We start from the raw sequence: 24509 nt of genomic DNA, 5'->3' as shown, positions 1-24509 counted from the left end.
TAACTATTATTATCAGTCAAAAATGAGCGGCAAAAAAGAAACAAATGGTGTTATTCTTGAATTAGGGAGATTCGAATAACGGAATAAAATATTCAGAAGGGAGCCTTTTCGTGAAACAACAAGCAAAGGGGCTGATTTTCCTCAGCCCGGACGAAATGACGCTGCGAGTGGTTCAGCAGCCTGGTGATAAGGTGATCACTGAAGTAAAATCAGGGCCGCTGCCCGTGGGACGACGGCGAATTGCCAACTATGCTGGCAACCTTGAGGCAATTGTTAATAATTTGGAAGGGTTTAGGCGAATCCTGGCCGACTATGCGGTCAAGGACGTTTCGTTTTACGGTAAATTGGAGGATCTGCAAATGTCGCAAGCCCGCTACATTGCGGATCAAATTGACGTGCGGACGGGCTTTGCAATTAAGTGGTTGAACAATAATCAACTGGTGGCCGACACCTTCAGTACATTAATGAGTGACCTCCCGGAGTTTAGCGAACTGGCTAGCAAGAACCTCTACGTCTTAACGATGGGGCTGGATACGGCGACACTGGGTTATTTCCGGCATAAGAAGTTTCAAATGTCATGGAATATTGACCTGGGCGGTGCCCGGGTAAGCCACCTTGTTGATACTCTTCGGCAAACAACGACTAACCCCAGTGAAATTATCCTGGATTACATCAGTAGTAAGCTGGAGTACCTGGTTCCGGAGCTGCGTCACGTGAAGAAATCAAAGCTGCTCATTCAAAATATTGGAACAATTGCCGACACCTTTGTTACTGGTGACCGGCGGGTGGCCGAGCTCCCACGAGAAAAGCTGGAGGAACGCTACAATCAGGTAGTCGATGCCCCGGACCAATACATCATCAGTAATTATGATGTGAACGAGCAGAGCGTCAACTGGGTGCTGCCAAACTTTTTAGTCATTTCACGGGTCATCCGGCTCCTGGATGCGAAGTCCATTTACACGACGAATATTACTGAAATTGACGGGGTGACCAAGGTGGCCTTTGGTGACCAGCAACAGATTAATGACATGATTCGGACATCAGCGGATAACATGGCACGTCGTTACGGGGCTGATTCAGCGCACAACGACTTTGTGGTGGACGTTTCGTTGAAATTATTTGATGCCTTGCAACCAATTCACCGGCTGGGACGACATGAGCGCTTGCTGCTCGAAATTGCCGGCAAAATTGATGACATTGGCAACTTCATTAACCCCCAGGGGCACTACCGTCACTCAGCCTATATCTTGGAGGCTAACCCGCTGATTGGGTTGTCAGCGAAGGATAACCTGATTGTGGCTGAAGTGGCACGCTTCCATAGTTCTGAGAGCCCCGACGTTCACCAGCCAACGTTTCAAAAACTGGACGGGGAAAGTCAGCTCATTGTTGGCAAATTAGCGGCAATTTTGCGGGTTGCTGATTCACTTGATGATTCACGCTTACAAAAGATTAGTCGAGTTAAATTACGCCTGGAGAATGGCCGGCTGTTGATTACCGTTCAAGCAACGGACAACCTGGTTGTCGAGCAGTGGGCATTTGGTCGGAAAAATAAGGTCTTCAAAAACGTGTTTGGGTTGCAGCCAGTCTTGATTGTGGAAGGAGCTTAGTTCATGTATAAGGATTTTTACCAATCACAAAACTACGTTAACCGGGAATTAAGCTGGATTGACTTTAATGGTCGGGTCCTGGAAGAGGCCCGGCAAAAGGAAAACCCGTTGCTGGAACGAGCTAACTTTTTAGGCATTACTCAGAGTAACGTTGATGAGTTCTTTATGGTCCGGGTGGCCTCACTTCACAAGCTGGTTGCGGCCAACGTGACCACGACCGATGCCTCAGGAATGACTCCTGAAGAGCAATTATCAGCGGTTAACCAGAAGGAACACCGGATGGTCGAAAAACGCTACCGGGTTTATAACGATGAATTGTTGCCAGCACTAGCTAAGGAAGGAATCTATTTCCGTCACTTTGATGAGCTGGATGATCATCAGCAGGATTTTTTGCGGCGTTACTTTAACGAAGAATTGTTGCCGGTTTTGACACCGATGGCTGATGATAGCTCACGGCCGTTCCCGTTTATTAGCAATAATTCACTAAACATTGCGATCAAACTCAAGCGGGCACCCAAGGATGCGCAAGCGCAGTCACCACAGACGGTCCTGGAAGGTGACCAGGAAGTCGCTGGCCGGCCCCAGGAACCGCACGATGACCGTAATGAAGCGGAAGAAAAATTTGCGACTGTCCGGGTTCCTGATATCTATCGGCGGCTGGTAAAGCTGCCACACGAAAACACTTTTATTTTGCTGGACGAAGTAGTCAAACAGTTCCTGGACCAGCTATTCCCGGGGTACCTTATCCAATCGACGGGAACTTACCGGGTGAGTCGGGATATGGACCTCGACGTTGCAGAAGCCGATACTTCTGACCTCTTGCGGGCTGTTCAGCACCAGCTGCGTGAGCGGGAACACGGTTCAGTAATGCGCTTGGAAGTTCAAGGTGATATCGATCCGTGGTTAGAGAACCACCTGGTGAAGAACTTAAAGGTTAGTTCAATGGCCCTTTACCGGGTTGATGGCCCAGTCGACTTGACATTTTTGAAGAAGTTGTCAGGAATGGTAAAGGACCGTGACGACCTTCGCTACCGCCGGTTTAAGCCTTACCTGGACCCCCAATTTGACATGGACCATGACTTGTTTAAGGCAATGCGGGAGAAGGACCACCTGGTTCAACATCCCTACGACGACTTCCAGTCGGTGGTCAACTTTATTCATAAGGCGGCCATTGATAAGAACGTCCTGGCAATTAAAATGACCCTCTACCGGGTATCCGGAAACTCGCCGATCATTAAATACCTGGGACAGGCCGCCCAGGCAGGCAAACAGGTCACCGTGCTGGTGGAAGTCAAGGCCCGGTTTGACGAAAAGAATAATGTTCGTTGGGCACGCCGCTTGGAGCAGATGGGGTGCCACGTTATTTACGGTTTAGTTGGCCTAAAGACGCACTGTAAACTGGCGCTGGTGATTCGTCGGGACCACGATGGGATTCGCCGCTACGTCCACCTGGGAACGGGTAATTATAACGACGTGACCGCGAACTTTTATACCGACATGGGGCTGTTTACCTGCGATTACGAAATCGGGGTTGATATGACCAACCTGTTCAATATGCTGTCAGGTTTTGCCCGGCCACGTTACTTCCACAAACTGCATGTCTCGCCGCACGGCATTCGCCAGTTTATTGATACCAAGATTGATGAGCAGATTGAAGTGGCCAAGAGCGGTAACCCAGCTTTAATCCGGATGAAGATGAATTCCCTGTCCGACAAGCAGATTATTGCTCGCCTGTACGACGCCGCTGCTGCCGGGGTGAAGGTCCAGCTGCTGGTGCGGGGGATTACTTGTTTGCGTAATGATTTGCCGGCATTAAACGGGAAGATTGAAGTGCACAGTATTGTTGGCCGTTTCTTGGAGCACTCGCGGATTTACTACTTTGAAAGCAATGGGCATTCGGATATTTACCTTTCTAGTGCTGACATGATGACCCGTAACCTGAACCGCCGGGTGGAAGAGTTGTTCCCAGTTGAGGGTGCGTTGACGAAGCAAAAAGCGATCCAAATCTTTGACAGTATGTGGAAGGATAATGTCAATACCTGGGTTCTCCATGGCAGCGAATACGAGCTGCTGGACTCGGCAGGCCAACCACAGTTTAATTCTCAGCAGCATTTTATGGACGAAGCTGAAAAACACCGGGCTGATGAGCACCGCGAACAGGAAAATAAACGCCATCTTTCGACAGTGTTCGAAACATTAACCCGGCATGTCCCACGACTACACTTGAAACGGGTGAAGGGTAATCAACATGACTAACTTAGCAATTATCGACTTGGGTTCTAACTCTGTCCGGCTGAAAGTCAGCCAGCTGACTGACAGTGGGCAGACAAAATTACTTCGCTACGAAAAGGAATACGTGCGCTTATCCGAAGACATGGGACCAGAAAAGCTGCTGAAAACGACGCCAATCGAAAGAACGGTGGCCCAGCTGGCGCGCTTTATGGATATCTGTCGGACGATTCCGAACGTCCAACTCATTACGACAGCGACGGCGGCCGTGCGTCAGGCAGTTAACCGCGCCGAGTTTATTGACCGGGTAAAGCGGGAAGTCGGTCTGGATATTCACGTGATTTCTGGTGAGCACGAGGCGTACTTAGACTACTTAGGTGTATCGCGGACCCTTCCAATCAAAAACGGCCTGATTATCGATACTGGCGGTGCCAGCATGGAGCTGATCCTGGTCGACGATGGGTATGCCGAAGAAGCTATTAGTTTACCGATGGGGTCGGTGCTCTTGTCACAGCGATACCATCTTGGTGACCACATTGCACCGGAAAACCTGTACGATGCGATTATTCACGTGGACGAGGTCCTGGCTGGCCAGCGCTGGCTAAACCGGGCCCGTCATCTGCGAGTAGTAGCTTTGGGCGGGTCCAACCGTGCCCTGGCTAAGATGTACCGCTGGCAGCGGTTGGCTGACGGTGGCAACGTCCCGCCCGTTCACGGATTGACGATGAGTACTAGTGATGCCTTTGCCTTGATGCACCAGCTGATTGCTACTGAAAAGGCTGGTCGGGCAGCCATTCGCGGTGTGTCCGCTGCCCGCGCAGACGTGATTGTTGGTGGTTTGCTGCCATTGATGGCGCTTTTACGTCAGCTTCATATGAAGCAGCTGATGTTTAGTAGCAACGGTCTGCGTGAAGGGCTGCTCTTTCAATACCAAGCGGGCGAGGTGAACCCGGAGATGATTCAGCGGCTGGACTTCGCTTAGCCTTGTGGTAGAATTGGAAAGAAAATGTTTACATTATTGGAGGGTCAAAGATGGCAATTCTTGTTGCTGGTGGGGCCGGTTATATCGGTTCTCATATGGTTGCTGACTTAGTGGAAAAGGGTTATGACGTCGTGGTGGCTGATAACCTGTCCACTGGTCACCGCGCCGCTATTAACAGTCAAGCGCGCTTTTATGAAGGTGACATTCGGAACCGGGAGTTCCTTGATGAACTGTTTACCAAGGAAAAAATTGAGGCGGTAGTACACTTTGCCGCCTTTTCGCTGGTTGCTGAATCGATGAAGAAACCATTAAAGTATTTTGATAACAATACTGGCGGGATGATTACCCTGCTGGAAGCAATGCACGACCACGGGATTAAGTACATTGTCTTCAGTTCGACTGCTGCCACTTATGGTATCCCTGAGCACATGCCAATTAAGGAAAGTGACCCTCAAGTGCCAATTAACCCTTACGGGGAAAGCAAGTTGGCCATGGAAAAGATCATGAAGTGGTGTGACGAGGCGTACGGGATTAAGTTTGTTGCTCTTCGTTACTTTAACGTGGCGGGGGCGAAGCCAGATGGTTCGATTGGTGAAGACCACCACCCAGAAACCCACCTGGTACCGATTATTTTGCAGGTTGCCGCTGGTAAGCGTGATGAGTTGAGCATCTTTGGTGATGACTACAACACCCCAGATGGGACGAATGTCCGCGACTATGTTCACCCGATGGACCTGGCCGATGCGCACATTCTGGCGATTAAGTACTTGCAGGCGGGCAACCCGAGTGATGCCTTTAATCTGGGTTCTTCCACTGGCTTCTCAAACAAGCAGATGCTGGAAGCAGCTCGTGAAGTAACTGGCAAGCCCATTCCGGCAAAGATGGCACCACGCCGGCCAGGCGATCCCGATGCGTTGGTGGCAGCTAGTGACAAGGCCCGTTCGGTGCTGGGCTGGAAGCCGCAATATGATGATGTTCATGACATTATTGCCTCTGCTTGGAAGTGGCACTCCACTCATCCACAGGGTTACAACGATAAGTAATGCTTTCAAGATTAGAACTAAATAATACCTCCAACGTTGTTGCTGAACGTTGGGGGTTTCTTGTTACTCGGTCGGTGATTTTTTACTCTACTGGTAATTTGGGGTATGATGATGAAGGCAAAAATGAAAGGAGCGTTTACGGTGAAAATTTTAGCAATTGACACGTCCAACCACCCGCTGACAATTGCATTAGTTGAGGATGACCACTTATTGGCGACAACTACCTATAACATGGTGAAAAACCATAGTATCTACGTCTTGCCGACGATTGATCAGTTAATGAAACAAGTTCACTGGCAGCCGGGAGACCTGGATCGAGTCGTCGTTGCACAAGGGCCAGGATCTTATACCGGCGTCCGGATTGCGGTCACGACGGCCAAAGTACTAGCCGATACCCTTTCCTGTGAGCTTGTCGGTATTTCAAGCTTGGCGGTCCTGGCGGCTAATGTTCCGCCGGTTAGCGACCAGCTGGTAGTTCCATTCTTTGATGCTCGCCGGGGAAATGTTTATGCTGGCGGTTACCGCTGGCAGGATGGCCAACTAGTAGAACAGTTTGCTGATACTCATGTCGCAATGAGCAAACTGGTTGACCAACTTGCTGATCAACAACAGCCAGTGGTCATGGTCGGCCAACTCACCAGAAAAATTAAGCAACACTTTGCCGGTAACTTTCCTGCTAACGTTCAGCTGCTAGCGCCTGGTTATGCAGTGCCGGCTGCCTACCAGTTAGCTCTCCTGGGCAAAGAACGGCAACAAGTTGAAGATATTAATGGCTTTGTTCCGCACTACCTGTTACTTACTGAGGCAGAAGTGGAGTGGAAGAAACGGCACCCCAACGCTCCTCACCGGAATTATGTTCAGGAAGTTTAACCACTGGTTAGCAAGAGCCGCGAGTGGGCTGGCAGGACACCCGGTTTATTTTGCACCGCAAACACTGCAGGTAGCTGACCGTTCCATTGTCTTGCAGCCAGCTCAGCGTGGAGATATTGAGGCGATGGTTGAAATTGAGCGGCGAGTTTACCAAGGATACGCTCCCTGGGGCTCCTTAGCCTTTACCAGTGAATTGTCACGCCAACACCGGCTATACCTGGTGGCGACTGATGATAATTATATTATTGGCTTTGTCGGCTGCTCATTTAACTGGGTCAAAAACGACGCCCATATTACTAACATTGCGGTGACCCCTGGTTACCAACGACAGGGGCTTGGCACCGCGATGCTACGGGCACTGGAAAAGGTTTCAACCGAAAATGGCATGTTAACGATGAGTCTGGAAGTACGGGTAAGAAATAGTCGTGCTCAACGATTGTACCGGCAATTGGGCTTTCAAAAGTCCAAAATTAAACATGGTTATTATGAAGATGATCACGGGGATGCGCTTGAAATGCTGCGTCCCCTGGGAAAGGAAGAGAAGAATGACTGAACCAACACTGATACTGGCATTTGAATCGAGCTGTGACGAAACGAGTGTGGCGGTCATTAAGGACGGGGTGGAAGTGTTATCCAACATCGTCGCTACGCAGATCGCTAGTCACCAGCGATTCGGCGGTGTCGTACCGGAGGTGGCTAGTCGCCACCACATTGAGCAGATTACGAAGTGTACTGATGAGGCATTGGCTGAAGCCGGAGTGTCATATGATCAGTTATCAGCCGTAGCGGTCACTTATGGCCCGGGCCTTGTGGGGTCGTTGCTCGTGGGGGTCACTGCTGCCAAGACGGTTGCGTGGGCCCATGGGTTGCCATTAGTTCCAGTTAACCACATGACTGGCCACCTCTACGCCGCCCGCTTTGTCGGCGAGTTTAAGTATCCACAACTGGCACTGCTGGTTTCTGGCGGCCATACCGAACTGGTGTACATGGTTGAAGAACACCAGTACCAAATTATTGGCGAAACTCGCGATGACGCTGCTGGCGAAGCTTACGATAAGATTGGTCGGGTCATGGGAGTTAATTATCCGGCAGGAAAAACTGTTGACGAATGGGCTGCTAAGGGTAACGATACTTTTCATTTCCCGCGGGCAATGGAAAAGGAAGCCAATTTTGACTTTAGTTTTAGCGGGTTGAAGAGTGCGTTTATCAATACCGTCCATAATGCTCACCAGCGGGGTGAAACATTGAACAAGTATGATTTGGCGGCCAGTTTCCAGCAAAGCGTTGTGGACGTGTTAGCGGAGAAAACAATCAAAGCACTTCACCGCTACCCGGCCGAACAATTTATTCTGGCTGGTGGTGTAGCGGCCAACCATGGTCTGCGAAAACGACTGCAGCACGACCTCGGGAAGGAATTTCCTGAGATGACCACCCTGCAGGCACCGCTCAAATATTGCGGTGATAATGCAGCAATGATCGGGGCCGCGGGGACCGTTAACTACCGCTATGGTGACCGGGCAGGCTGGGATTTGAACGCTGTTCCGGGATTATCGTTTCCACGAATGACACCCGTGGAGGAATAAAAAAAGCTGGCGAATTGTTTCGCCAGTTTTTTAGTTATCTTTTTCAAATTCTTCAAGCGACATCGCCGCCATCGTCCACTGTTCTTCAACAGCTGCTGCTTGACTGGTCAGCTGGTCCAGCTGCTTTTGCAAGTCGGTCAGTTTGCCAATATCCGTGGCAACGTCTGGCTGAGCCATTTGGTTCTTCACTTTGTCTTGCTGCTGTTCCAGGTCAGTTAGTTGTTGTTCCAGCTGGTCAGCCGTCCGTTGCAGTTTCCGGTGTTCTCGTTGTTGCTGTTTACTTTGCTGGTAGGCCTGCTTCTTTTTGCTGGCGGTGCTGGCAACTGGTTGAGAACTAACGGTTTCGCTTGGCTGACCTTGCTGCTGGGCGAGAAAATCGTCGTAGTTACCTTCGTAGTGGGTGATGCCATCTTTAGCCATGTCTAGCACATCAGTAGCGACCTGGTTAATAAAGTAACGGTCGTGAGAGATGAAAAGGACAGTGCCTTCAAATTCATTGATAGCAGTTTCGAGGACTTCCCGACTATCAATATCAAGGTGGTTCGTGGGTTCATCAAGCAGGAGAAAGTTGATCGGCTCAAAGGAAAGCTTTGTTAACTCCAACCGGGCTTTTTCCCCACCGGACAGTGCGTGGACAGGTTTGAAGACGTCGTCCCCAACAAAGAGGAAGCTGCCCAGGAGTGAACGGATATCAGCTTCGGGAACTTCGGGGTGGTCATCCCAGATTTCATTGAGAACCGTTTTTTGGGGATGCAGACGCTGCTGTTCCTGGTCGTAGTAGCCAATTTGCAGGCTGGCTCCTAGTTTGATATCACCGGCAATCGGTGGTAACTGGTGGAGGATGGTTTTCAAAAGGGTCGACTTACCAATACCGTTGGGACCAAAGATACCGATCCGTTGCCCCTTTCGTTCACTAAACGAGAGGGGGCCCGCAAGGATTTGGTCATTGTAGCCAATTTTTAAATCGTGGACGTCGAGCACTTCGTTGCCACTAGGATGGTCAGCATGAAAGTGGAAATGAATGGAAGAAGTGTCTGCCGTTGGCTTTTCCATGCGGTCCATTTTAGCCAGTTGTCGTCTGCGCGCTTGCGCCTGTTTGGTAGTGCTAGCACGAACCAGATTGCGATTAACATAGTCTTCCAATTTAGCAATTTTTTCCTGTTGCTGCTGGTAGTGTTTCGTCGCCGTTTTCAGCCACTGACGTTTTTGCTTGGTATAAGCACTGTAATTTCCGCGGTAATGGCGAGTGGTTTGGTTGTCAAGGTCGTCGATTTCATTGACTACCCGGTCGAGGAAGTAACGGTCGTGTGAGACAACCAGCAGTGCCCCCTGGTAAGACTTCAAATAATCTTCCAACCAGCTCAAAATATTCATGTCGAGGTGGTTGGTTGGTTCGTCGAGGATAAGTAGCTGCGGTTGACGCAATAAAATCTTAGCTAAAGCTAATTTGGTTTTTTGACCGCCGGATAAAGAATTGATGGCAAGCGAATCCATGTCGGGGGTGAAGCCAAAACCAGTCAAGATCCCGCGCATTCGTGACTGGTATTCAAAGCCGCCGGCCTTCTTATACCGTTCTTGTAGTTGATCGTATTTTTTTAATAGGTCATCCAGGTGATCATTGTGGGCCGCTGTCGCTGTTGCAACCTGTTTTTCTGCGTCGTTAATTTCAGCTTCGAGCTGGTGCAGGGGTGCAAAAACGGTGTCTAGCTCTGCCCAAATAGTATTTTGACTATCTAGTCCTTGGTCTTGCGCTAAGTAACCAATGGTTAGGTCCTTGGCCTTACTGATGGTCCCTTCGTCCGGCTCGGTGATTCCAGCAATCATTTTCAATAAGGTGGTTTTACCAGCCCCGTTTCGCCCGACGAGGGCCAGGCGAGCGTGCTCGTCAATTTGAACATTAACGTCCTCAAATAAGACGTCGGCACCGAAACGGCGCATGACATTTTTGGTTTGTAAAATTAGCATAATAACCTCAACCTAGTTTTTTTCTAACAATCAAGTCTACCATAAATGGACAAGTTCAGGGGCGAGAATGGAATCACTAAAAACCTTTGATTAACTATTCACAATATTTCGATAAATTGCTAAAATAATAAGCAGATTACATTCACAAACTAATTGAACGGAGGAAATAAAATGGCAACTCGTAAGATTCCACGAGCAACGGCCAAACGGTTGCCGGTTTACTATCGCTATTTAAATGTCCTGCATAATACGCAGCAACATCGGGTATCATCAAATGACCTGTCAAAGGCCGTTCAGGTTGACCCCGCGACCATTCGGCGCGACTTTTCCTATTTTGGAGAACTTGGTCGCCGTGGCTACGGTTACGATGTGGATAAACTGTTAGACTTTTTCAAGGGCATTCTCAACCAGGATAAGCTGACCAGTGTCGCCTTGGTTGGTGTTGGTAGTCTGGGAAGTGCGTTGATGAACTATAACTTCCACCAGAGCACTAACTTGCGAATTAGTGCTGCCTTTGATCCGAAGCCGGAGTTAGATAACCGGGTAAAAAGTGGGATCCCAGTTTACCCAGTCAGTGAAATGCAACGGCAGCTGCGGGAACAGCAAATTGATGTGGTGATCTTAACCGTTCCTGGTTCAGAATCTCAACACGTTACTGACGAATTGGTCGAAGCGGGGGTTCATGGGATTTTGAACTTTACGCCAGTTCGGCTTCATGTTCCCAAGAACGTCTGGGTTCAAAATATTGACTTGACGAACGAGTTACAGACACTGATTTACTTTATTGAAAACAATAAGGACGAGTAATCGTCCAATAATACTGGTGTGGCGCGGCAGTCTGCTGACCACGCTTTTTTTGTACTCAAAAGAAAAGTCAAAATTGGTCAAATAATTGTTGCAATTTGGGGTAAGCATGTTATAGTAGAAGATGTGATTAGCACTTAATGCAGATGAGTGCTAATTCTGCTAAATGATTGAAATTAATTATTGAGATGGAGGGATTCACGTGTTAAAGCCATTAGGTGATCGTGTTGTTCTGAAGGCCGAAGAGGAAGAAGAAAAGACTGTTGGCGGCATTGTGCTGGCATCAAATGCTAAGGGCAAGCCAACGACTGGCACGGTAGTTGCTGTTGGTGAAGGTCGTCTCCTTGATAATGGACAAAAAGTAACGCCTAGCGTAAAGGAAGGGGACAAGGTTCTCTTTGATAAGTACGCCGGCAATGAAGTGGAATACAACGGCGAGAAGTACCTGGTTGTTCACGAAAAGGACCTCGTTGCGGTAGTTGACTAACTACTGATCGGGTTTGCTTAAAGTTAGATTTGATTTTGAGGTGACAAAATAATGGCAAAAGAAATTCGTTTTTCTGAAGATGCACGCTCACGGATGCTGAAGGGTGTTGACAAGCTGGCCAACACTGTTAAGACCACCATCGGGCCAAAGGGTCGTAACGTTGTGCTGGAGCAACACTACGGTGCACCAACGATTACCAACGACGGTGTAACCATCGCTAAGAGTATTGAACTGGAAGATCACTTTGAAAACATGGGTGCCAAGCTGGTTTCCGAAGTTGCTTCTAAGACTAACGACGTTGCGGGTGACGGGACGACCACTGCTACTGTCCTGACCCAGGCAATCGTCAACGAAGGAATGAAGAACGTTACTGCCGGTGCTAACCCAATTGGTGTTCGCCGGGGGATCGACAAGGCAACCCAGGCCGCAGTCGCTGGTCTGAAGAAGATGTCACACGACGTTAAGACTAAGGACGACATCGCCCAGATTGCTTCCATTTCTGCTGCCGATGAAAAGGTTGGCAAGCTGATTGCTGACGCGATGGAAAAGGTTGGTCACGATGGTGTAATCACTATCGAAGACTCCCGTGGGGTCCAAACCAGTGTTGACGTGGTTGAAGGGATGAGCTTTGACCGTGGTTACATGTCCCAGTACATGGTCACTGATAACGATAAGATGGAAGCCGACCTGGACAACCCATACATCCTGATCACTGACAAGAAGATCAGCAACATTCAAGATATTTTGCCACTGCTGCAAGAAGTTGTTCAGCAGGGCCGGGCATTGCTGATCATCGCCGATGACATTACCGGTGAAGCATTACCGACGCTGGTTTTGAACAAGATTCGGGGAACCTTCAACGTTTGTGCTGTTAAGGCCCCTGGCTTTGGTGACCGCCGGAAGGCTCAATTAGCTGATATTGCTATTCTGACTGGTGGGACCGTCATCTCTGATGACTTCGGGATGAACCTGAAGGATGTCACTGTTGACCAACTTGGTCAAGCTAACAAGGTCACGGTTACTAAGGACTCGACAACGATTGTTGACGGCAAGGGCAGCAAGGATGCCATTGCAGAACGAGTTGAACAGATTAAGAAGGCGATTGCCGAATCAACTTCCAGCTTTGACAAGGAAAAGCTGCAAGAACGGTTGGCAAAGCTGGCCGGTGGTGTTGCTGTTGTTAAGGTCGGTGCCGCAACTGAAACCGAACTGAAGGAACGCAAGTACCACATCGAAGACGCTCTGAACGCAACCCGTGCGGCCGTTGATGAAGGCTTTGTTCCTGGTGGTGGGACTGCACTGATCAATGTGATCCCTGAGCTGGCAAAGCTTGAAGACGATACTGAAGGTGATGAAAAGACTGGTGTTCGGATCGTTAAGGCAGCACTGGAAGCACCTGTTCGTCAGATTGCTGAAAACGCTGGTGTTGAAGGATCCGTCATCGTTGATCACTTGAAGAATGAGAAGCCGGGTGTTGGCTACAACGCTGCTGATGGTGAATTTGAAGACATGGTTGATGCTGGGATTGTTGACCCAACGAAGGTTACCCGTTCAGCTCTGCAAAACGCTGCCTCAGTTTCATCATTACTGTTGACCACTGAAGCCGTTGTTGCTGACAAGCCTGAACCAAAGGATAACAACAATGCTGGTGCCGCTGCGGGTGCTCCTGCAGGCATGGGCGGTGCAATGTAATTAATTGCCTTAATGAAATAACTAAGGTCTCGTCAGTTGACGAGGCCTTTTTTGCTTGAACAGAATGATCTTAGTGGTTCATCAAGCGACACTCAATAGCTCGGTTGCTGTCTTTTTTGCTGGTGGTGTAGCTTTTCGCCGGCTAACTGTTGTAAAATAGCACAGTGACTTTCTATGGGAGGATAAAGATATGTGGCGTTATTTAAAACGCGTATTAATCGGTAAGCCGCTGAAGAGCCTTGATACAGGACAAAGCAGCTTGACGAAGTTTAAGGCACTGGCCATGCTGTCATCGGACGCTATTTCGTCTGTGGCTTATGGTCCTGAACAGATTGTGACGGTTCTGGTTACGTTGTCTGCAATGGCAATCTGGTACTCCATTCCGATTGCTGCAATTGTTCTGGTACTGTTGTTGGCTATTACGCTGTCATACCAGCAGATCATTCACGCTTACCCGAGTGGTGGGGGCGCCTATGTGGTGGCCACCACTAACTGGGGAAAGACCGGTGGTTTAATTGCTGGTGGGTCGTTGCTGGTTGACTATATGCTGACGGTGGCGGTTTCGACCACTTCCGGGACGGAGGCTATCACTTCGGCCATTCCCGCCTTGTACAAGTACTCGGTACCAATTTCCATCTTAATCGTTCTCATGATTATGTTTATGAATTTGCGGGGAATGAGCGACAGCGCCAACTTCCTAACGGTTCCCGTTTATTTCTTTGTCGTGATGATGTTCGTGATGGTCGCGGTTGGTGCGTTCAACGTTGCCACCGGCAAGATCACTTATCAGGCGCCAGCTGACTACGGGACGCCCATTACCGGGATGACCTTTGTGCTATTCGTCCGGGCCTTCTCAGCAGGTTCATCATCTTTAACCGGTGTTGAAGCGGTCAGCAACGCTGTGCCAAACTTTAATGAACCCAAGGAGAAGAACGCTGCGACGACTTTGGCAATTATGAGTGCTATCCTGGCTTTCTTCTTTATTGCCATCATCTTCTTCGGCTTTTACTTAGGGGTTGTCCCTAACCAAAAAGTCACGGTCCTCTCACAAATCGGGACGAAAATTTTTGGCGGACACGGTTTGGGATTTTACCTTTTACAGTTATCAACAGCCATGATTTTAGCAGTGGCAGCGAACACCGGTTTTTCCGCCTTCCCGATCCTGGCTTATAATATGGCCAAGGATAAGTTTTTGCCGCACGCTTTTATGGATCGTGGTGATCGGCTGGGCTACTCTAACGGGATTATTTCGCTGGCGGTGGGAGCGATCGTCTTAATCCTCTTGTTCCACGGTCAAACCAATATGTTGATTCCGCTTTATGCGGTCGGGGTTTTCGTGCCGTTTACCCTTTCTCAATCCGCAATGATCATTCACTGGTTCCGCGAGCGGGATGGCTTATGGCTGGGTAAGTCGTTCATCAACCTGGTCGGTGCACTAATTTCTTTGTGCCTGGTTGCTGCACTCTTCTGGCAACATTTCAACAATGTCTGGCCATATCTGATCATTATGCCGATCTTGTTATACATGTTCCATCAGATTCATCACCACTACGTTAGCGTGGCCAAACAGCTGCGGGTGGCAGAAAAGACGAAGGTTCAGCTACATGATTATGATGGGTCAACCGTCATCGTGCTGGTTGGTAACGTTACCCGGGTAACCAGGGGGGCGGTTAATTACGCACGCTCCATTGGTGATTACGTTATTGCAATGCACGTGTCCTTCGACGAAAACCGGGAGAAAGAGCATAAAACGGCAAACGAATTTAAGGCTGAGTACCCGGATGTCCGTTTTGTTGACCTGCATACCTCTTACCGGTCAATCGCCAAACCAACACTACGGTTTGTCGATGAGATCGCCAAGAAGGCCGCTGAACGCAATTACTCAGTGACGGTCATGGTGCCGCAGTTTGTGCCAAAAAAGCCGTGGCAAATGGCCCTTCATAACCAGACGAGTTTGCGGCTGCGGGCGCTGCTGAACTCACGAGAAAATATTATCGTTTCCAACTATAACTATCACTTGCATGAATAGACAAGATTAAAGGGTAAGGGTGCAATGAACACCTTTACCCTTTTTGAGTAACTGGAACTAACATGCCGGGTGACGAGAAGAGTTAAAAAGCAGCACCGTGTGTTGACGGTGCCGGTGGTTTAATCATGAAATGGCACTTCGCGGAACCGGCGGGGACCATCTTTGATGGTTAACTGGTTATTAAAGCGGGCTGTCAAAGCCTGTCTTTGTTGGTCAGCGGTTGCTTGATCAACAAACACAGTCATGGTTACGGAGGCGGCAAAGTCTTCGTGGTCGATCGCCAGCTGGTGTTGCTGACAATAATAAGTCAATTGGTCGTGCAAAGCGTAGGGACAATCAATTAACAAAACCTGTTGCTGAATGCGGCTGACGATTCCGGCTGCCGTAACACCACCGGTGGTAGTGTTGCTGTATGCCCTGATGAGTCCGCCAGCGCCAAGTTTGGTTCCCCCAAAGTAACGGGTGACGACAGCGACAACGTTGTGGAGGTGTTTCATTTGGAGCGCTTCGAGGATCGGGACGCCCGCCGTCCCGCTTGGTTCGCCATTGTCGCTCTCCCGTTGGACCTCATCGTGGTCACCTACCAGGTAAGCAAAGCAGTGGTGAGTGGCCTTCCGGTGATGCTGTTTGACCTTGTCGATCAAGGAGCGCGCGTCTTCTTCACTGTTGATTCGCGCAAGATTACAGATGAAGCGCGACTTTTTAATTACTTGTTCGTATTCGGCATCACGAGCAATGGTTAAAAACATTAGTTGAAGATCCTTTCTTTTCTCGTATCTATCAAACGAGGAGGGAGAACATGGCATTGAGTGATTATTACGGACGGCGAGTACTCGCCACCCAAACAACAGTCCCCGCTGAACCAGGGGTCACGGTCATGCCAACAATGGAAATCGCAGCGACGACTGTGCGGTGTCTCCGTTGTAATACCGTTAGTAATAAAAGTGAAGCAGCCTTGCCGCATCAGCAGTACTACTGCCGGCACTGTCTGCAGCTGGGACGGGTAAGCACGTTAGCTCAATTTTACCATGTAGCCGAACCAAATCAATTTCCGGTGCAAAGACAACCATTAAGTTGGCATGGTCAGCTCTCACCACTGCAGGCGCGGGTGTCAGCTGTTGTCTGCCAGGGGATGGCGAACCACCAGCGGCAGCTGTTGTGGGCGGTTACCGGTGCCGGGAAAACGGAGATGATCTTTGCGGGATTGTCAGCAGCGATTGGGCGCGGGGAAAGGGTTGCCGTGGCATCACCACGTGTCGATGTTTGCTTAGAATTGTTTCCGCGGTTGCAAAAGGCGTTCACCGGGGTGCCAATTGCCCTGCTGCATGGCCGTCAAGAGGAAAAGTACCACTACCGGCAGTTGACGGTCTGCACGACACACCAGCTTTTACGTTTCTACCATGCCTTCGATAACCTGGTGGTTGATGAGGTTGACGCATTTCCCTACGCGAGTAATCAGGCACTGCTTTTTGCAACTGGGCAGGCGGTTAAAAAAGATGGCGGTTTATTAATGATGACGGCAACGCCCGGTCCGGTTTTGTTGCGGGAAATTCGGCGACAACAAATGGCAGTTTCCTACCTCCCGCTCCGCTACCATGGTCACCCCTTGCCATCAATAAAAGAAATATTGGTTGGTAACTGGCGAAAGCAACTTCATCGCGGGCGGTTGCCAGTAGCGGTCCACCGACAACTAAAACAGTGGGTGGCAACGCGACGGCGTTTTCTGTTGTTTGTTCCTCACGTTGCGGACCTGGAACCAGTCGCTAATGAGATTAGGAAGGCTTACCCCAATCTCCAGCTGAAGACTGTTTATGCCGCCGATCCACAACGTCTCACCAAAGTAGCAGCAATGCGCCAGCACCAAGTACAAGCTCTCATTACCACGACGATTCTCGAGCGGGGCGTGACTTTTCCTGGTATTGATCTCGGCGTACTGGGGGCTGATGACCCGGTCTTTTCCTCATCCGCACTGGTTCAAATTGCTGGTCGTGTGGGGAGAGCGAAAGAACGGCCCACGGGGAATGTTTGTTTCTGGGTCAGTAGTTGTTGTCGCCGGGTTAATAACGCGCGTCGACAGATTACTGCCCTCAACCAGCGTGGGAGGCGACTCAAGAATGAATTGTCTATTATGTAACCGCCAGTTGCCACTGCAGCTTTCGTGGCACCAATTGTTGGGCTGGGGTTGCCGGAAGGACGAAATGGTTTGCCAGGAATGTCGAACTCAATTTCGCCCTTATCTGTCGCCACATTGTCAGGGGTGTGGGCGAACCACACAAGGAGTGCCTTTGTGCGCGGAGTGTCAGTGGTGGGATGAAAAAATGGGCTGGCATCTTAGCCACCGGTGCCTTTTTCAGTACAACCAAGCGATGAAAGACTATATGCACCGTTATAAGTTTCAAGGGGATTACCTGCTCCGGCTCGTTTTCAGTGAAATCATGACGGCCCAGGTTAAGCAGGTGGCAGCTGACTTAGTCGTGCCAATCCCCGTTTCGCAGTCCACCTGGTTAAGTCGTGGCTTCAACCAAGTGGCCGGCTTAGTCGAATGCCCCCTGGCTAACCTTCTGGTAGTGCGCAAACGCCAGAAGCGTCCCCAGTCAAGTCGGAGTCGTCAAGAACGATTGGCAATTCAACAGCCGTTTGGTTGGTTCAGTGAGGAAGCCCGTCAGAAAGTGAATGGTCAAAGAGTATTGCTGGTCGATGATGTTTATACAACTGGTCGCACAATGTATTATGGCGCCAGTTTGTTACGACAAGCGGGGGCCAAAAGTGTGAAAAGTTTAAGTCTAGCTGGTTAAGCTTTTACGAAAACGGTTCCTTTTTCGTTGTTAATCGCTGAAAACTACACTATAATAAAGACAGGATATGAGAAGAGTGGTCCTTCTGATATCAGAACAAGCGATTGCGCTTGGACTGAAAGGAGAGAATTGCAATGCTAACATTTAATATTCGTGGTGAGAACGTTGAGGTCACTGAAGCAATCCGTAACTACGTGATTAAGCGAATTAGCAAGCTGCAGAAGTTTTTTGATGACAGCGTGCAGGCGATTGCTCATGTGAACTTGAAGGTTTACACGAACCGTTCATACAAGGTTGAAGTAACGATTCCGCTACCATTCTTAACGTTGCGGGCTGAAGAAACTTCAAACGACATGTACGGCAGCATTGACCTGGTAACGGATAAGCTTGAGCGGCAAATCCGTAAGTACAAGACTAAGGTTAACCGGAAATCACGGGAAACGGGTCTTCGTCGGCCAGAATTCGTCGAGGATGACGACTCTAACGAACAAGAAGATGACTTGAAGATTGTTCGGACTAAGCAGATTTCGCTGAAGCCGATGGACTCAGAAGAAGCGGTTCTGCAGATGGATATGCTTGGCCACGACTTCTTCATTTTCCAAGATGCCGACACCGACGGGACGAGTGTTGTTTACCGTCGGAAGGACGGCCGCTACGGTTTGATCGAAATCGACTAAGCCGCGGGATGAACCCGTTAGTAATTTAATTGTGACTTAGACAAGGCTGGTGCAGTTATTGCGCCGGCTTTTTGTATTAACTAATCTTTTTCGCTTCAAGCAAGTAAATTGGTTCTCAATAACTGCTGTGCATGGTAAAATAAACTGTATTTAATTGATAATGCCGAAGTGGGCACAAAACCATTTTGGCAGCAAATTTGCTAATGGGGAAGGACGCTTACATGGCAAACATACTGAGAAAATGGATTGAAAGCGACCGTCGCGAATTGCGGCGCTTGGACAAAATCGCTAACAAGGTCGAGAGCTACGCCAAGCAGATGGAAGAGCTGACCGACGAGCAGCTGCAGGCGAAGACACCTGAATTCAGAAAGCGAATCAAGAATGGCGAAACACTCGATGAGTTATTGCCGGAGGCCTTTGCGGTAGCCCGGGAAGGCGCCAAGCGGGTATTAGGCCTTTACCCTTTCCACGTCCAGATTATGGGGGGGATTGTCCTCCACGAAGGCAATATTGCCGAAATGAAAACTGGTGAAGGGAAGACGTTAACGGCGACGATGCCGGTTTACTTAAACGCACTGACTGGTAAGGGTGTTCACGTTATTACGGTCAATGAATACCTGTCAAAACGTGACGCCACTCAAATGGGTCAGCTATACAATTGGCTTGGTTGTACCGTTGGGTTTAACAGTGCTGAAAAGTCGCCAGACGAGAAGCGGCAGGCTTACCAGCAAGACATCATGTACTCGACGAACAGTGAAATTGGGTTTGACTACCTCCGTGATAACATGGCGGTCTATAAAGAAGACCAGGTCCAACGGGGACTTAATTACGCCATTGTCGACGAAGTGGACTCTATCCTTATTGACGAAGCACGGACGCCGCTGATCATTTCAGGTCCTGGTTCGGGAACCTCGAAGCTTTACCAGCAGACCGACCGGTTCGTCAAAAAGCTCAAGAAGGACCTTGATTACAAGGTTGACCTGGAGTCTAAGACCGTCTCACTGACCGATTCGGGGATTAAGAAGGCAGAACAATACTTTAACTTGAAGAACCTTTATGATCCGGAAAACACGGCGCTGACTCACCACTTGGACCAGGCCTTGCGGGCTAACTACATCATGCTCAAGGATAAGGATTACGTGGTCCAGGACGGCGAAGTCATGATTGTCGACTCCTTTACCGGCCGGATTATGCAGGGACGCCGGTTCTCTGATGGTTTGCACCAGGCAATTGAAGCAAAGGAACACGTGCAAATCCAGGAAGAAAACAAGACGATGGCAAACATCACCTACCAGAACCTTTTCCGGATGTACCACAAGCTGGCAGGGATGACGGGGACGGCCAAGACGGAACAAGAAGAATTCCGTGAGATTTACAATATGCAAACGATCTCCGTCCCGACTAACCGGCCTGTAGCCAGGAAAGACGAGCCGGACCTTCTTTACCCGACTTTGCAAAGCAAATTTAGAGCGGTTGTTGCCCGGATCAAGAAGCTTCACGAAAAGGGGCAACCAGTACTGGTCGGGACGGTCGCCGTTGAAACTTCAGAATACCTGTCCAAGTTGTTAGATAAGGAACACATTCCGCACGTTGTTTTGAACGCGAAGAACCATGCAAAGGAAGCCGACATCATTAAGAATGCCGGCCAGGTGGGGGCAGTGACGATTGCGACCAACATGGCCGGCCGGGGGACCGATATTAAGCTTGGCCCCGGGGTCAAGGAACTTGGCGGCTTAGCAGTGATTGGGACTGAACGTCACGAATCACGGCGAATTGATAACCAGCTGCGGGGACGGTCAGGTCGACAGGGTGACCCTGGTTTGTCACAGTTCTACCTGTCACTGGAAGACGACTTGATGCGGCGCTTTGGTGGTGACCGGATCAAGAACTTCCTGTCGCGGATGAACGTTTCTGAAGAAGATGCCGTGATCAAGAGTCGCTTCCTGACCCACCAGGTTGAATCAGCCCAGAAGCGGGTTGAAGGTAACAACTATGACTCACGGAAAAACGTCCTGCAATACGACGACGTTATGCGGGAGCAACGGGAAATCATCTACAAGGAACGACAGCAGGTGATTACCGAGAAAAAGTCGCTGAAGTGGGTTCTCATGCCAATGGTTAAGCGAACCATCGAAAGGGAAGTGGACCAGCATACACTGGGCGACCAAAAGGACTGGAAACTCAACGAGTTAGTTGATTTTGCCGTGGAAGTAATTGTCAAGCCGGATCAGATCAGTGTTGACGACCTGAAAGGGAAGTCCAAACAAGAGTTGGTGGACTACCTGATGAGTCTTGCTGAAAAGGTTTATGACGAGAAAAAAGAACAACTTTACGACGACTCACAAATGCTGGAATTTCAAAAAGTGGTTATCTTGCGGGTTGTCGATTCTCACTGGACCGACCACATTGACGTGATGGACCAGTTCCGTCAATCTGTGGGGCTGCGAGGATATGGACAACTCAACCCGCTGGTGGAATACCAGACAGCCGGCTACCACATGTTTGAGGAAACGATTGCTGACATTGAATACGAAACTACCCGGCTCTTTATGAAGTCGGAGATTCGGCAAAACGTAACACGTTAAGCAAAGTTAGCGGGACGGGGATGAGCAGTGATGTGCATTTCTGCCCCGTTTTTGGAAGAGAGGTTTTTGGAGTGGAGTTAAGTGACGCAAGCCGAGAGATAGAAGCCATGCAAAAAGAGATTGCGCGCTTCGGGAGGTCTCTTTGACCTGGATGCGCTAGACGAAGAGATTGCTGAACGCGAACAGCAAATGGCCCAACCGGATTTCTGGAACGATAATGAAAAAGCCCAGCGAGTCATTGAAGAGAGCAACGCAATGAAGGAAAAACGCGATAATTACGTTGGTTTGCGCGATGCAGTTGCGGACCTCAAAACATCAGTCGAGTTGCTAAAAGAAGAGCCAGACGCTGACTTGCTAGCGGAGTTTGCGGATGATTTTAAAAAGACGAAGGAGCAGTTGGCAGATTACCGCTTAGCCCAATTGCTTAACGAGAAGTATGACGCCAAGAATGCCATCCTGGAAATTCACCCGGGGGCTGGGGGAACAGAAGCCCAGGACTGGGGTGAAATGTTGATGCGGATGTACATGCGCTGGGCAGACCAGCGCGGCTTCAAAGTCGAATTGGCCTACTATGAAGCCGGTGAAGAAGCGGGGATTAAGTCAGTGACCTTGCTGATCGAAGGGCATAATGCCTATGGCCTCTTGCGCTCTGAGAAAGGTGTTCACCGCTTGGTACGGATTTCGCCGTTTGATGCTGCCTCACGGCGGCACACGTCATTTGCCTCGGTGGATGTCATGCCGGAATTAGACGAATCGATTCACGTCGACATTAATCCGGATGACTTGCGAGTGGATGTCTTCCGGTCCAGCGGTGCTGGTGGTCAGCACGTTAACAAGACTAGTTCTGCGGTTCGCATTACCCACCTGCCAACGGGGATTGTTGTTTCTTCGCAAGCTGAACGGTCACAGTTGCAGAACCGAAAAACAGCCATGAATATGCTGAAGTCAAAACTCTATGAATTAGAGGAACAAAAGAAGGCTGAGCAGCGCGCCAAAATCGAGGGGAAGCAACTAGACATTGGTTGGGGCTCGCAGATTCGTTCCTACGTCTTTCACCCTTATACCCTGGTTAAAGATAACCGCAGTGGGCACGAAACTCATGATGTGCAGGGGGTCATGGATGGCGAATTAGATCCATTTATTGATGCCTACCTGCAGTGGCAACTCAGTCAAAAGAATCCGCAATAAGCGGTTAAACAGGCATCAGTAATGATTTGAGAAAGGAGTTGGCAGAGATGGCAAAACGGGAAGAACAGCACCGTCGGCTTTACCGGAGTTCCACTGACCGTTACCTTACCGGTGTTTTGGGTGGTTTTGGCCAGTATTTACATATCAAGAGCTCAATCTTGCGGGTTCTTTATGTTATTTTGACCGCGGTGTCCGGAATTTTTCCGGGAGTGCTGATCTATTTGATGATGGCACTCATTATTCCGCCGGACCCACACGATAACGGACTTATTGGGATGTTAACCCGGTTGTTTTCTCAGGGAAACAACCCGTTTAACCGACAGCCGCAGCGGAAACAGCTACATGACGTTCACGAAGAGGATGTTGATGAAAAGAAGGTGGACCATCAATGATTCGCGGAATTGTTATTAACACCATCTTGTTTGTAATCCTCACGTACATTTTTTCTAGTACTGGCTTGTTTTATGTTTCCAGCTTTGGAGTCGCCTTATTAGCGAGCATCGTCCTGGCCATTCTGAACGTGCTGGTCCGACCAGTCTTGTGGCTGCTCTCACTGCCGATCAATCTTCTGACACTGGGGCTGTTTTCCATCATCTTAAACGCGGTGATGCTACAGTTGACGTCAGCCGTAGTGAGCAACCAACGGTTCTACTTTTCATCGTTTGGTGCATCGCTGTTGATAGCACTTTTAATGTCGTTATGCAATGCGGTCATTAGTGGTCTGTTTGTGGACTAGGGGGGATTTAACGTGGTTGAAAGTGTAACCGTTGAACAAATGGTCAAGAAGGTTCGCATGAAGGTTTTGCAGGGCGAAAAGTACTTGCAGCGGCCAATTGTCACCGCGGACATTTCCCGGCCAGCACTAGAATTTGCGGGTTATTTTACTAAGTATCCTGCCGAGCGGATCCAATTGCTCGGGATTACGGAGACATCGTTTGCTAAGGATCTGACGGCAGATCATCGGCGGGAATACATGACGAAAATGTGTACCCCACGGACGCCGTGCTTTGTGATTAGCACGGACCTGCCAATCCCCGTTGAACTGAAAAAGGCAGCAGCGGATGCCCACATCCCAATCCTGGGGACCCACCAGACGTCCTCACGGGCCATTAGTAACATGACCAACTACCTCACCCGGCGGTTGGCTGATCGCCAGTCGATTCATGGTGAATTAATCGATATCAATGGGATCGGCGTACTGATTACTGGTGATTCAGGTGTGGGGAAAAGTGAAACTGCCCTGGAACTGGTGCGACGTGGACACCGGCTGGTAGCCGATGACCGGGTGGAAGTTTACGCGCTGGATGAACAGACGCTCGTTGGTCAAGCGCCAGCAATCCTGAACCACCTGATGGAAATCCGCGGGATTGGGATTATTGACGTAATGACCCTGTACGGGACGGCGGCAGTGATGCCATCAGATAGCATTGACTTCATTGTTCACCTGGAAACTTGGACGCCGGATGCACAGTTTGACCGGTTAGGCGACCGTGGCGACCATCGGGAAATCCAGGGTGTTGTTGTTCCGCAAGTGTCGATTCCGGTCAAGACTGGTCGTAACCTGGCAATTATTATTGAATCAGCGGCGATGAACTTCCGTGCCGAGACGATGGGCTATGATGCGACCGAAACTTTTGACCGGAACCTGAATTCACTGATTAAGCAGAATTCGGAAAGGGACACGAAGAAGAAGCATGAACAATAATTTGACGGCAATTGATCCGGTGGCAATTAAGTGGGGACCCATAGCAGTTCACTGGTATGGCGTTATTATTGGCACTGCGGTGCTCCTGGCTCTTTGGTTGTGTGTCCGCGAAGGGCGGCGCCAGGGGATCGACGAAGATTACTTTTATGGTTTACTACTCTGGTCCCTTCCGGTAGCGATTATCTGTGCGCGAGTTTATTACGTTGCTTTTCAGTGGTCATACTACGTCACCCATCCAGCCGAAATCATCGCTATCTGGGACGGTGGA

Annotated in this window: 23 protein-coding genes; 21 read left to right on the top strand and 2 right to left on the bottom strand. The window is 49.6% G+C overall.

The window, feature by feature from the left end:
- Positions 1-155 precede the first annotated feature (155 nt).
- The 7 genes from Q0E49_RS03310 to tsaD all read left to right on the top strand — a co-directional run bounded on the left by Q0E49_RS03310 (position 156) and on the right by tsaD (position 8314).
- On the top strand, positions 156-1607 hold the full coding sequence (locus tag Q0E49_RS03310) for an exopolyphosphatase (RefSeq protein ID WP_295746551.1): 1452 nt from the start codon (positions 156-158) through the stop codon (positions 1605-1607).
- 3 nt (positions 1608-1610) lie between these two features.
- A complete protein-coding gene (locus Q0E49_RS03305; protein ID WP_295746537.1) occupies positions 1611-3863 on the top strand; it encodes an RNA degradosome polyphosphate kinase in 2253 nt (750 codons plus the stop codon).
- Positions 3856-4818: a Ppx/GppA family phosphatase gene (locus tag Q0E49_RS03300; RefSeq protein WP_295746536.1), complete on the top strand. Its 963-nt coding sequence runs from the start codon at positions 3856-3858 to the stop codon at positions 4816-4818. Before Q0E49_RS03305 ends, Q0E49_RS03300 begins: the two co-directional genes overlap by 8 nt.
- A gap of 50 nt (positions 4819-4868) precedes the next feature.
- On the top strand, positions 4869-5861 hold the full coding sequence (gene galE, locus Q0E49_RS03295) for a UDP-glucose 4-epimerase GalE (protein ID WP_295746535.1): 993 nt from the start codon (positions 4869-4871) through the stop codon (positions 5859-5861).
- A gap of 141 nt (positions 5862-6002) precedes the next feature.
- Positions 6003-6731, top strand: a complete 729-nt coding sequence (gene tsaB / locus Q0E49_RS03290) for a tRNA (adenosine(37)-N6)-threonylcarbamoyltransferase complex dimerization subunit type 1 TsaB (protein ID WP_295746534.1) — start codon at positions 6003-6005, stop codon at positions 6729-6731.
- A complete protein-coding gene (gene rimI / locus Q0E49_RS03285; protein ID WP_295746533.1) occupies positions 6715-7284 on the top strand; it encodes a ribosomal protein S18-alanine N-acetyltransferase in 570 nt (189 codons plus the stop codon). The genes tsaB and rimI overlap by 17 nt, the downstream gene beginning before the upstream one ends.
- Positions 7277-8314 (top strand): tRNA (adenosine(37)-N6)-threonylcarbamoyltransferase complex transferase subunit TsaD, encoded by a 1038-nt coding sequence (gene tsaD, locus Q0E49_RS03280; protein ID WP_295746532.1) that lies wholly within the window; start codon positions 7277-7279, stop codon positions 8312-8314. Before rimI ends, tsaD begins: the two co-directional genes overlap by 8 nt.
- Positions 8315-8344: 30 nt before the next feature.
- Here tsaD and abc-f read toward each other — a convergent pair whose 3' ends face one another.
- Complete coding sequence (abc-f, locus tag Q0E49_RS03275; protein ID WP_295746531.1) at positions 8345-10279, bottom strand: ribosomal protection-like ABC-F family protein; 1935 nt, start codon at positions 10277-10279, stop codon at positions 8345-8347.
- 171 nt (positions 10280-10450) lie between these two features.
- Between abc-f and Q0E49_RS03270 the strand changes: the two genes are divergently transcribed.
- The 4 genes from Q0E49_RS03270 to Q0E49_RS03255 all read left to right on the top strand — a co-directional run bounded on the left by Q0E49_RS03270 (position 10451) and on the right by Q0E49_RS03255 (position 15291).
- Positions 10451-11086 (top strand): redox-sensing transcriptional repressor Rex, encoded by a 636-nt coding sequence (locus tag Q0E49_RS03270; protein ID WP_295746530.1) that lies wholly within the window; start codon positions 10451-10453, stop codon positions 11084-11086.
- 199 nt (positions 11087-11285) lie between these two features.
- Entirely contained in the window at positions 11286-11570 is a 285-nt protein-coding gene (groES, locus tag Q0E49_RS03265) for a co-chaperone GroES (protein WP_295746529.1), read from the top strand.
- Between the two features lie 51 nt (positions 11571-11621).
- Positions 11622-13262 (top strand): chaperonin GroEL, encoded by a 1641-nt coding sequence (gene groL, locus Q0E49_RS03260; protein WP_295746528.1) that lies wholly within the window; start codon positions 11622-11624, stop codon positions 13260-13262.
- A gap of 190 nt (positions 13263-13452) precedes the next feature.
- A complete protein-coding gene (locus tag Q0E49_RS03255; RefSeq protein ID WP_295746527.1) occupies positions 13453-15291 on the top strand; it encodes an APC family permease in 1839 nt (612 codons plus the stop codon).
- Positions 15292-15410: 119 nt separating this feature from the next.
- Here Q0E49_RS03255 and Q0E49_RS03250 read toward each other — a convergent pair whose 3' ends face one another.
- Entirely contained in the window at positions 15411-16040 is a 630-nt protein-coding gene (locus Q0E49_RS03250) for a YigZ family protein (RefSeq protein WP_295746526.1), read from the bottom strand.
- A 50-nt stretch (positions 16041-16090) separates the two neighbouring features.
- On the opposite strand from Q0E49_RS03250, the gene Q0E49_RS03245 reads away from it, so the two are divergent.
- From Q0E49_RS03245 to Q0E49_RS03200, 10 genes are all read left to right on the top strand, one after another.
- Positions 16091-17425 carry a helicase-related protein gene (locus Q0E49_RS03245; protein ID WP_295746525.1) on the top strand — a complete coding sequence of 445 codons (1335 nt, stop codon included), beginning with the start codon at positions 16091-16093 and terminating at the stop codon, positions 17423-17425.
- 24 nt (positions 17426-17449) lie between these two features.
- Positions 17450-17605 carry a hypothetical protein gene (locus Q0E49_RS03240; protein ID WP_295746524.1) on the top strand — a complete coding sequence of 52 codons (156 nt, stop codon included), beginning with the start codon at positions 17450-17452 and terminating at the stop codon, positions 17603-17605.
- A 52-nt stretch (positions 17606-17657) separates the two neighbouring features.
- The gene (locus Q0E49_RS03235) at positions 17658-18086 is read left to right on the top strand and encodes a phosphoribosyltransferase family protein (protein WP_295746523.1); all 429 of its coding nucleotides are present in this window, start codon (positions 17658-17660) and stop codon (positions 18084-18086) included.
- A gap of 134 nt (positions 18087-18220) precedes the next feature.
- Positions 18221-18763 (top strand): ribosome-associated translation inhibitor RaiA, encoded by a 543-nt coding sequence (gene raiA, locus Q0E49_RS03230; protein ID WP_295746522.1) that lies wholly within the window; start codon positions 18221-18223, stop codon positions 18761-18763.
- 221 nt (positions 18764-18984) lie between these two features.
- On the top strand, positions 18985-21348 hold the full coding sequence (secA, locus tag Q0E49_RS03225; RefSeq protein ID WP_295746521.1) for a preprotein translocase subunit SecA: 2364 nt from the start codon (positions 18985-18987) through the stop codon (positions 21346-21348).
- A 71-nt stretch (positions 21349-21419) separates the two neighbouring features.
- Positions 21420-22536 (top strand): peptide chain release factor 2 gene (gene prfB / locus Q0E49_RS03220; protein WP_295746520.1). Its coding sequence is split into 2 segments (ribosomal slippage): positions 21420-21491 and positions 21493-22536, totalling 1116 coding nucleotides; the frame shifts between segments, so codons are not numbered across the junction.
- 47 nt (positions 22537-22583) lie between these two features.
- The gene (locus tag Q0E49_RS03215) at positions 22584-22928 is read left to right on the top strand and encodes a PspC domain-containing protein (RefSeq protein ID WP_295746519.1); all 345 of its coding nucleotides are present in this window, start codon (positions 22584-22586) and stop codon (positions 22926-22928) included.
- Positions 22925-23272 (top strand): phage holin family protein, encoded by a 348-nt coding sequence (locus Q0E49_RS03210; protein WP_295746518.1) that lies wholly within the window; start codon positions 22925-22927, stop codon positions 23270-23272. Before Q0E49_RS03215 ends, Q0E49_RS03210 begins: the two co-directional genes overlap by 4 nt.
- Positions 23273-23284: 12 nt before the next feature.
- Positions 23285-24241, top strand: a complete 957-nt coding sequence (hprK, locus tag Q0E49_RS03205) for an HPr(Ser) kinase/phosphatase (RefSeq protein WP_295746517.1) — start codon at positions 23285-23287, stop codon at positions 24239-24241.
- Positions 24231-24509, top strand: a 279-nt coding sequence (locus Q0E49_RS03200) for a prolipoprotein diacylglyceryl transferase family protein (protein WP_295746516.1), incomplete at its 3' end; no start/stop codon positions are given. The genes hprK and Q0E49_RS03200, both read left to right, overlap by 11 nt.

The sequence above is a fragment of the uncultured Limosilactobacillus sp. genome (assembly GCF_934202235.1).
Taxonomy (GTDB): Bacteria; Bacillota; Bacilli; order Lactobacillales; family Lactobacillaceae; genus Limosilactobacillus.
The sequence above is the reverse complement of the archived record's forward strand: the minus strand, read 5'-3'. Positions and strand labels throughout refer to the sequence as shown.

Excerpts from the sequence above, each read along its gene's own strand:
- tsaD (WP_295746532.1), top strand. The coding sequence starts at position 7,277 with ATGACTGAACCAACACTGATACTGGCATTTGAATCGAGCTGTGACGAA.
- raiA (WP_295746522.1), top strand. The coding sequence starts at position 18,221 with ATGCTAACATTTAATATTCGTGGTGAGAACGTTGAGGTCACTGAAGCA.
- Q0E49_RS03255 (WP_295746527.1), top strand. The coding sequence starts at position 13,453 with ATGTGGCGTTATTTAAAACGCGTATTAATCGGTAAGCCGCTGAAGAGC.
- abc-f (WP_295746531.1), bottom strand. The coding sequence starts at position 10,279 with ATGCTAATTTTACAAACCAAAAATGTCATGCGCCGTTTCGGTGCCGAC.
- Q0E49_RS03305 (WP_295746537.1), top strand. The coding sequence starts at position 1,611 with ATGTATAAGGATTTTTACCAATCACAAAACTACGTTAACCGGGAATTA.
- Q0E49_RS03235 (WP_295746523.1), top strand. The coding sequence starts at position 17,658 with ATGAAAGACTATATGCACCGTTATAAGTTTCAAGGGGATTACCTGCTC.
- Q0E49_RS03210 (WP_295746518.1), top strand. The coding sequence starts at position 22,925 with ATGATTCGCGGAATTGTTATTAACACCATCTTGTTTGTAATCCTCACG.
- Q0E49_RS03250 (WP_295746526.1), bottom strand. The coding sequence starts at position 16,040 with ATGTTTTTAACCATTGCTCGTGATGCCGAATACGAACAAGTAATTAAA.
- galE (WP_295746535.1), top strand. The coding sequence starts at position 4,869 with ATGGCAATTCTTGTTGCTGGTGGGGCCGGTTATATCGGTTCTCATATG.
- Q0E49_RS03245 (WP_295746525.1), top strand. The coding sequence starts at position 16,091 with ATGGCATTGAGTGATTATTACGGACGGCGAGTACTCGCCACCCAAACA.
- rimI (WP_295746533.1), top strand. The coding sequence starts at position 6,715 with ATGTTCAGGAAGTTTAACCACTGGTTAGCAAGAGCCGCGAGTGGGCTG.
- groL (WP_295746528.1), top strand. The coding sequence starts at position 11,622 with ATGGCAAAAGAAATTCGTTTTTCTGAAGATGCACGCTCACGGATGCTG.
- secA (WP_295746521.1), top strand. The coding sequence starts at position 18,985 with ATGGCAAACATACTGAGAAAATGGATTGAAAGCGACCGTCGCGAATTG.
- Q0E49_RS03215 (WP_295746519.1), top strand. The coding sequence starts at position 22,584 with ATGGCAAAACGGGAAGAACAGCACCGTCGGCTTTACCGGAGTTCCACT.
- Q0E49_RS03310 (WP_295746551.1), top strand. The coding sequence starts at position 156 with ATGACGCTGCGAGTGGTTCAGCAGCCTGGTGATAAGGTGATCACTGAA.
- Q0E49_RS03300 (WP_295746536.1), top strand. The coding sequence starts at position 3,856 with ATGACTAACTTAGCAATTATCGACTTGGGTTCTAACTCTGTCCGGCTG.
- Q0E49_RS03270 (WP_295746530.1), top strand. The coding sequence starts at position 10,451 with ATGGCAACTCGTAAGATTCCACGAGCAACGGCCAAACGGTTGCCGGTT.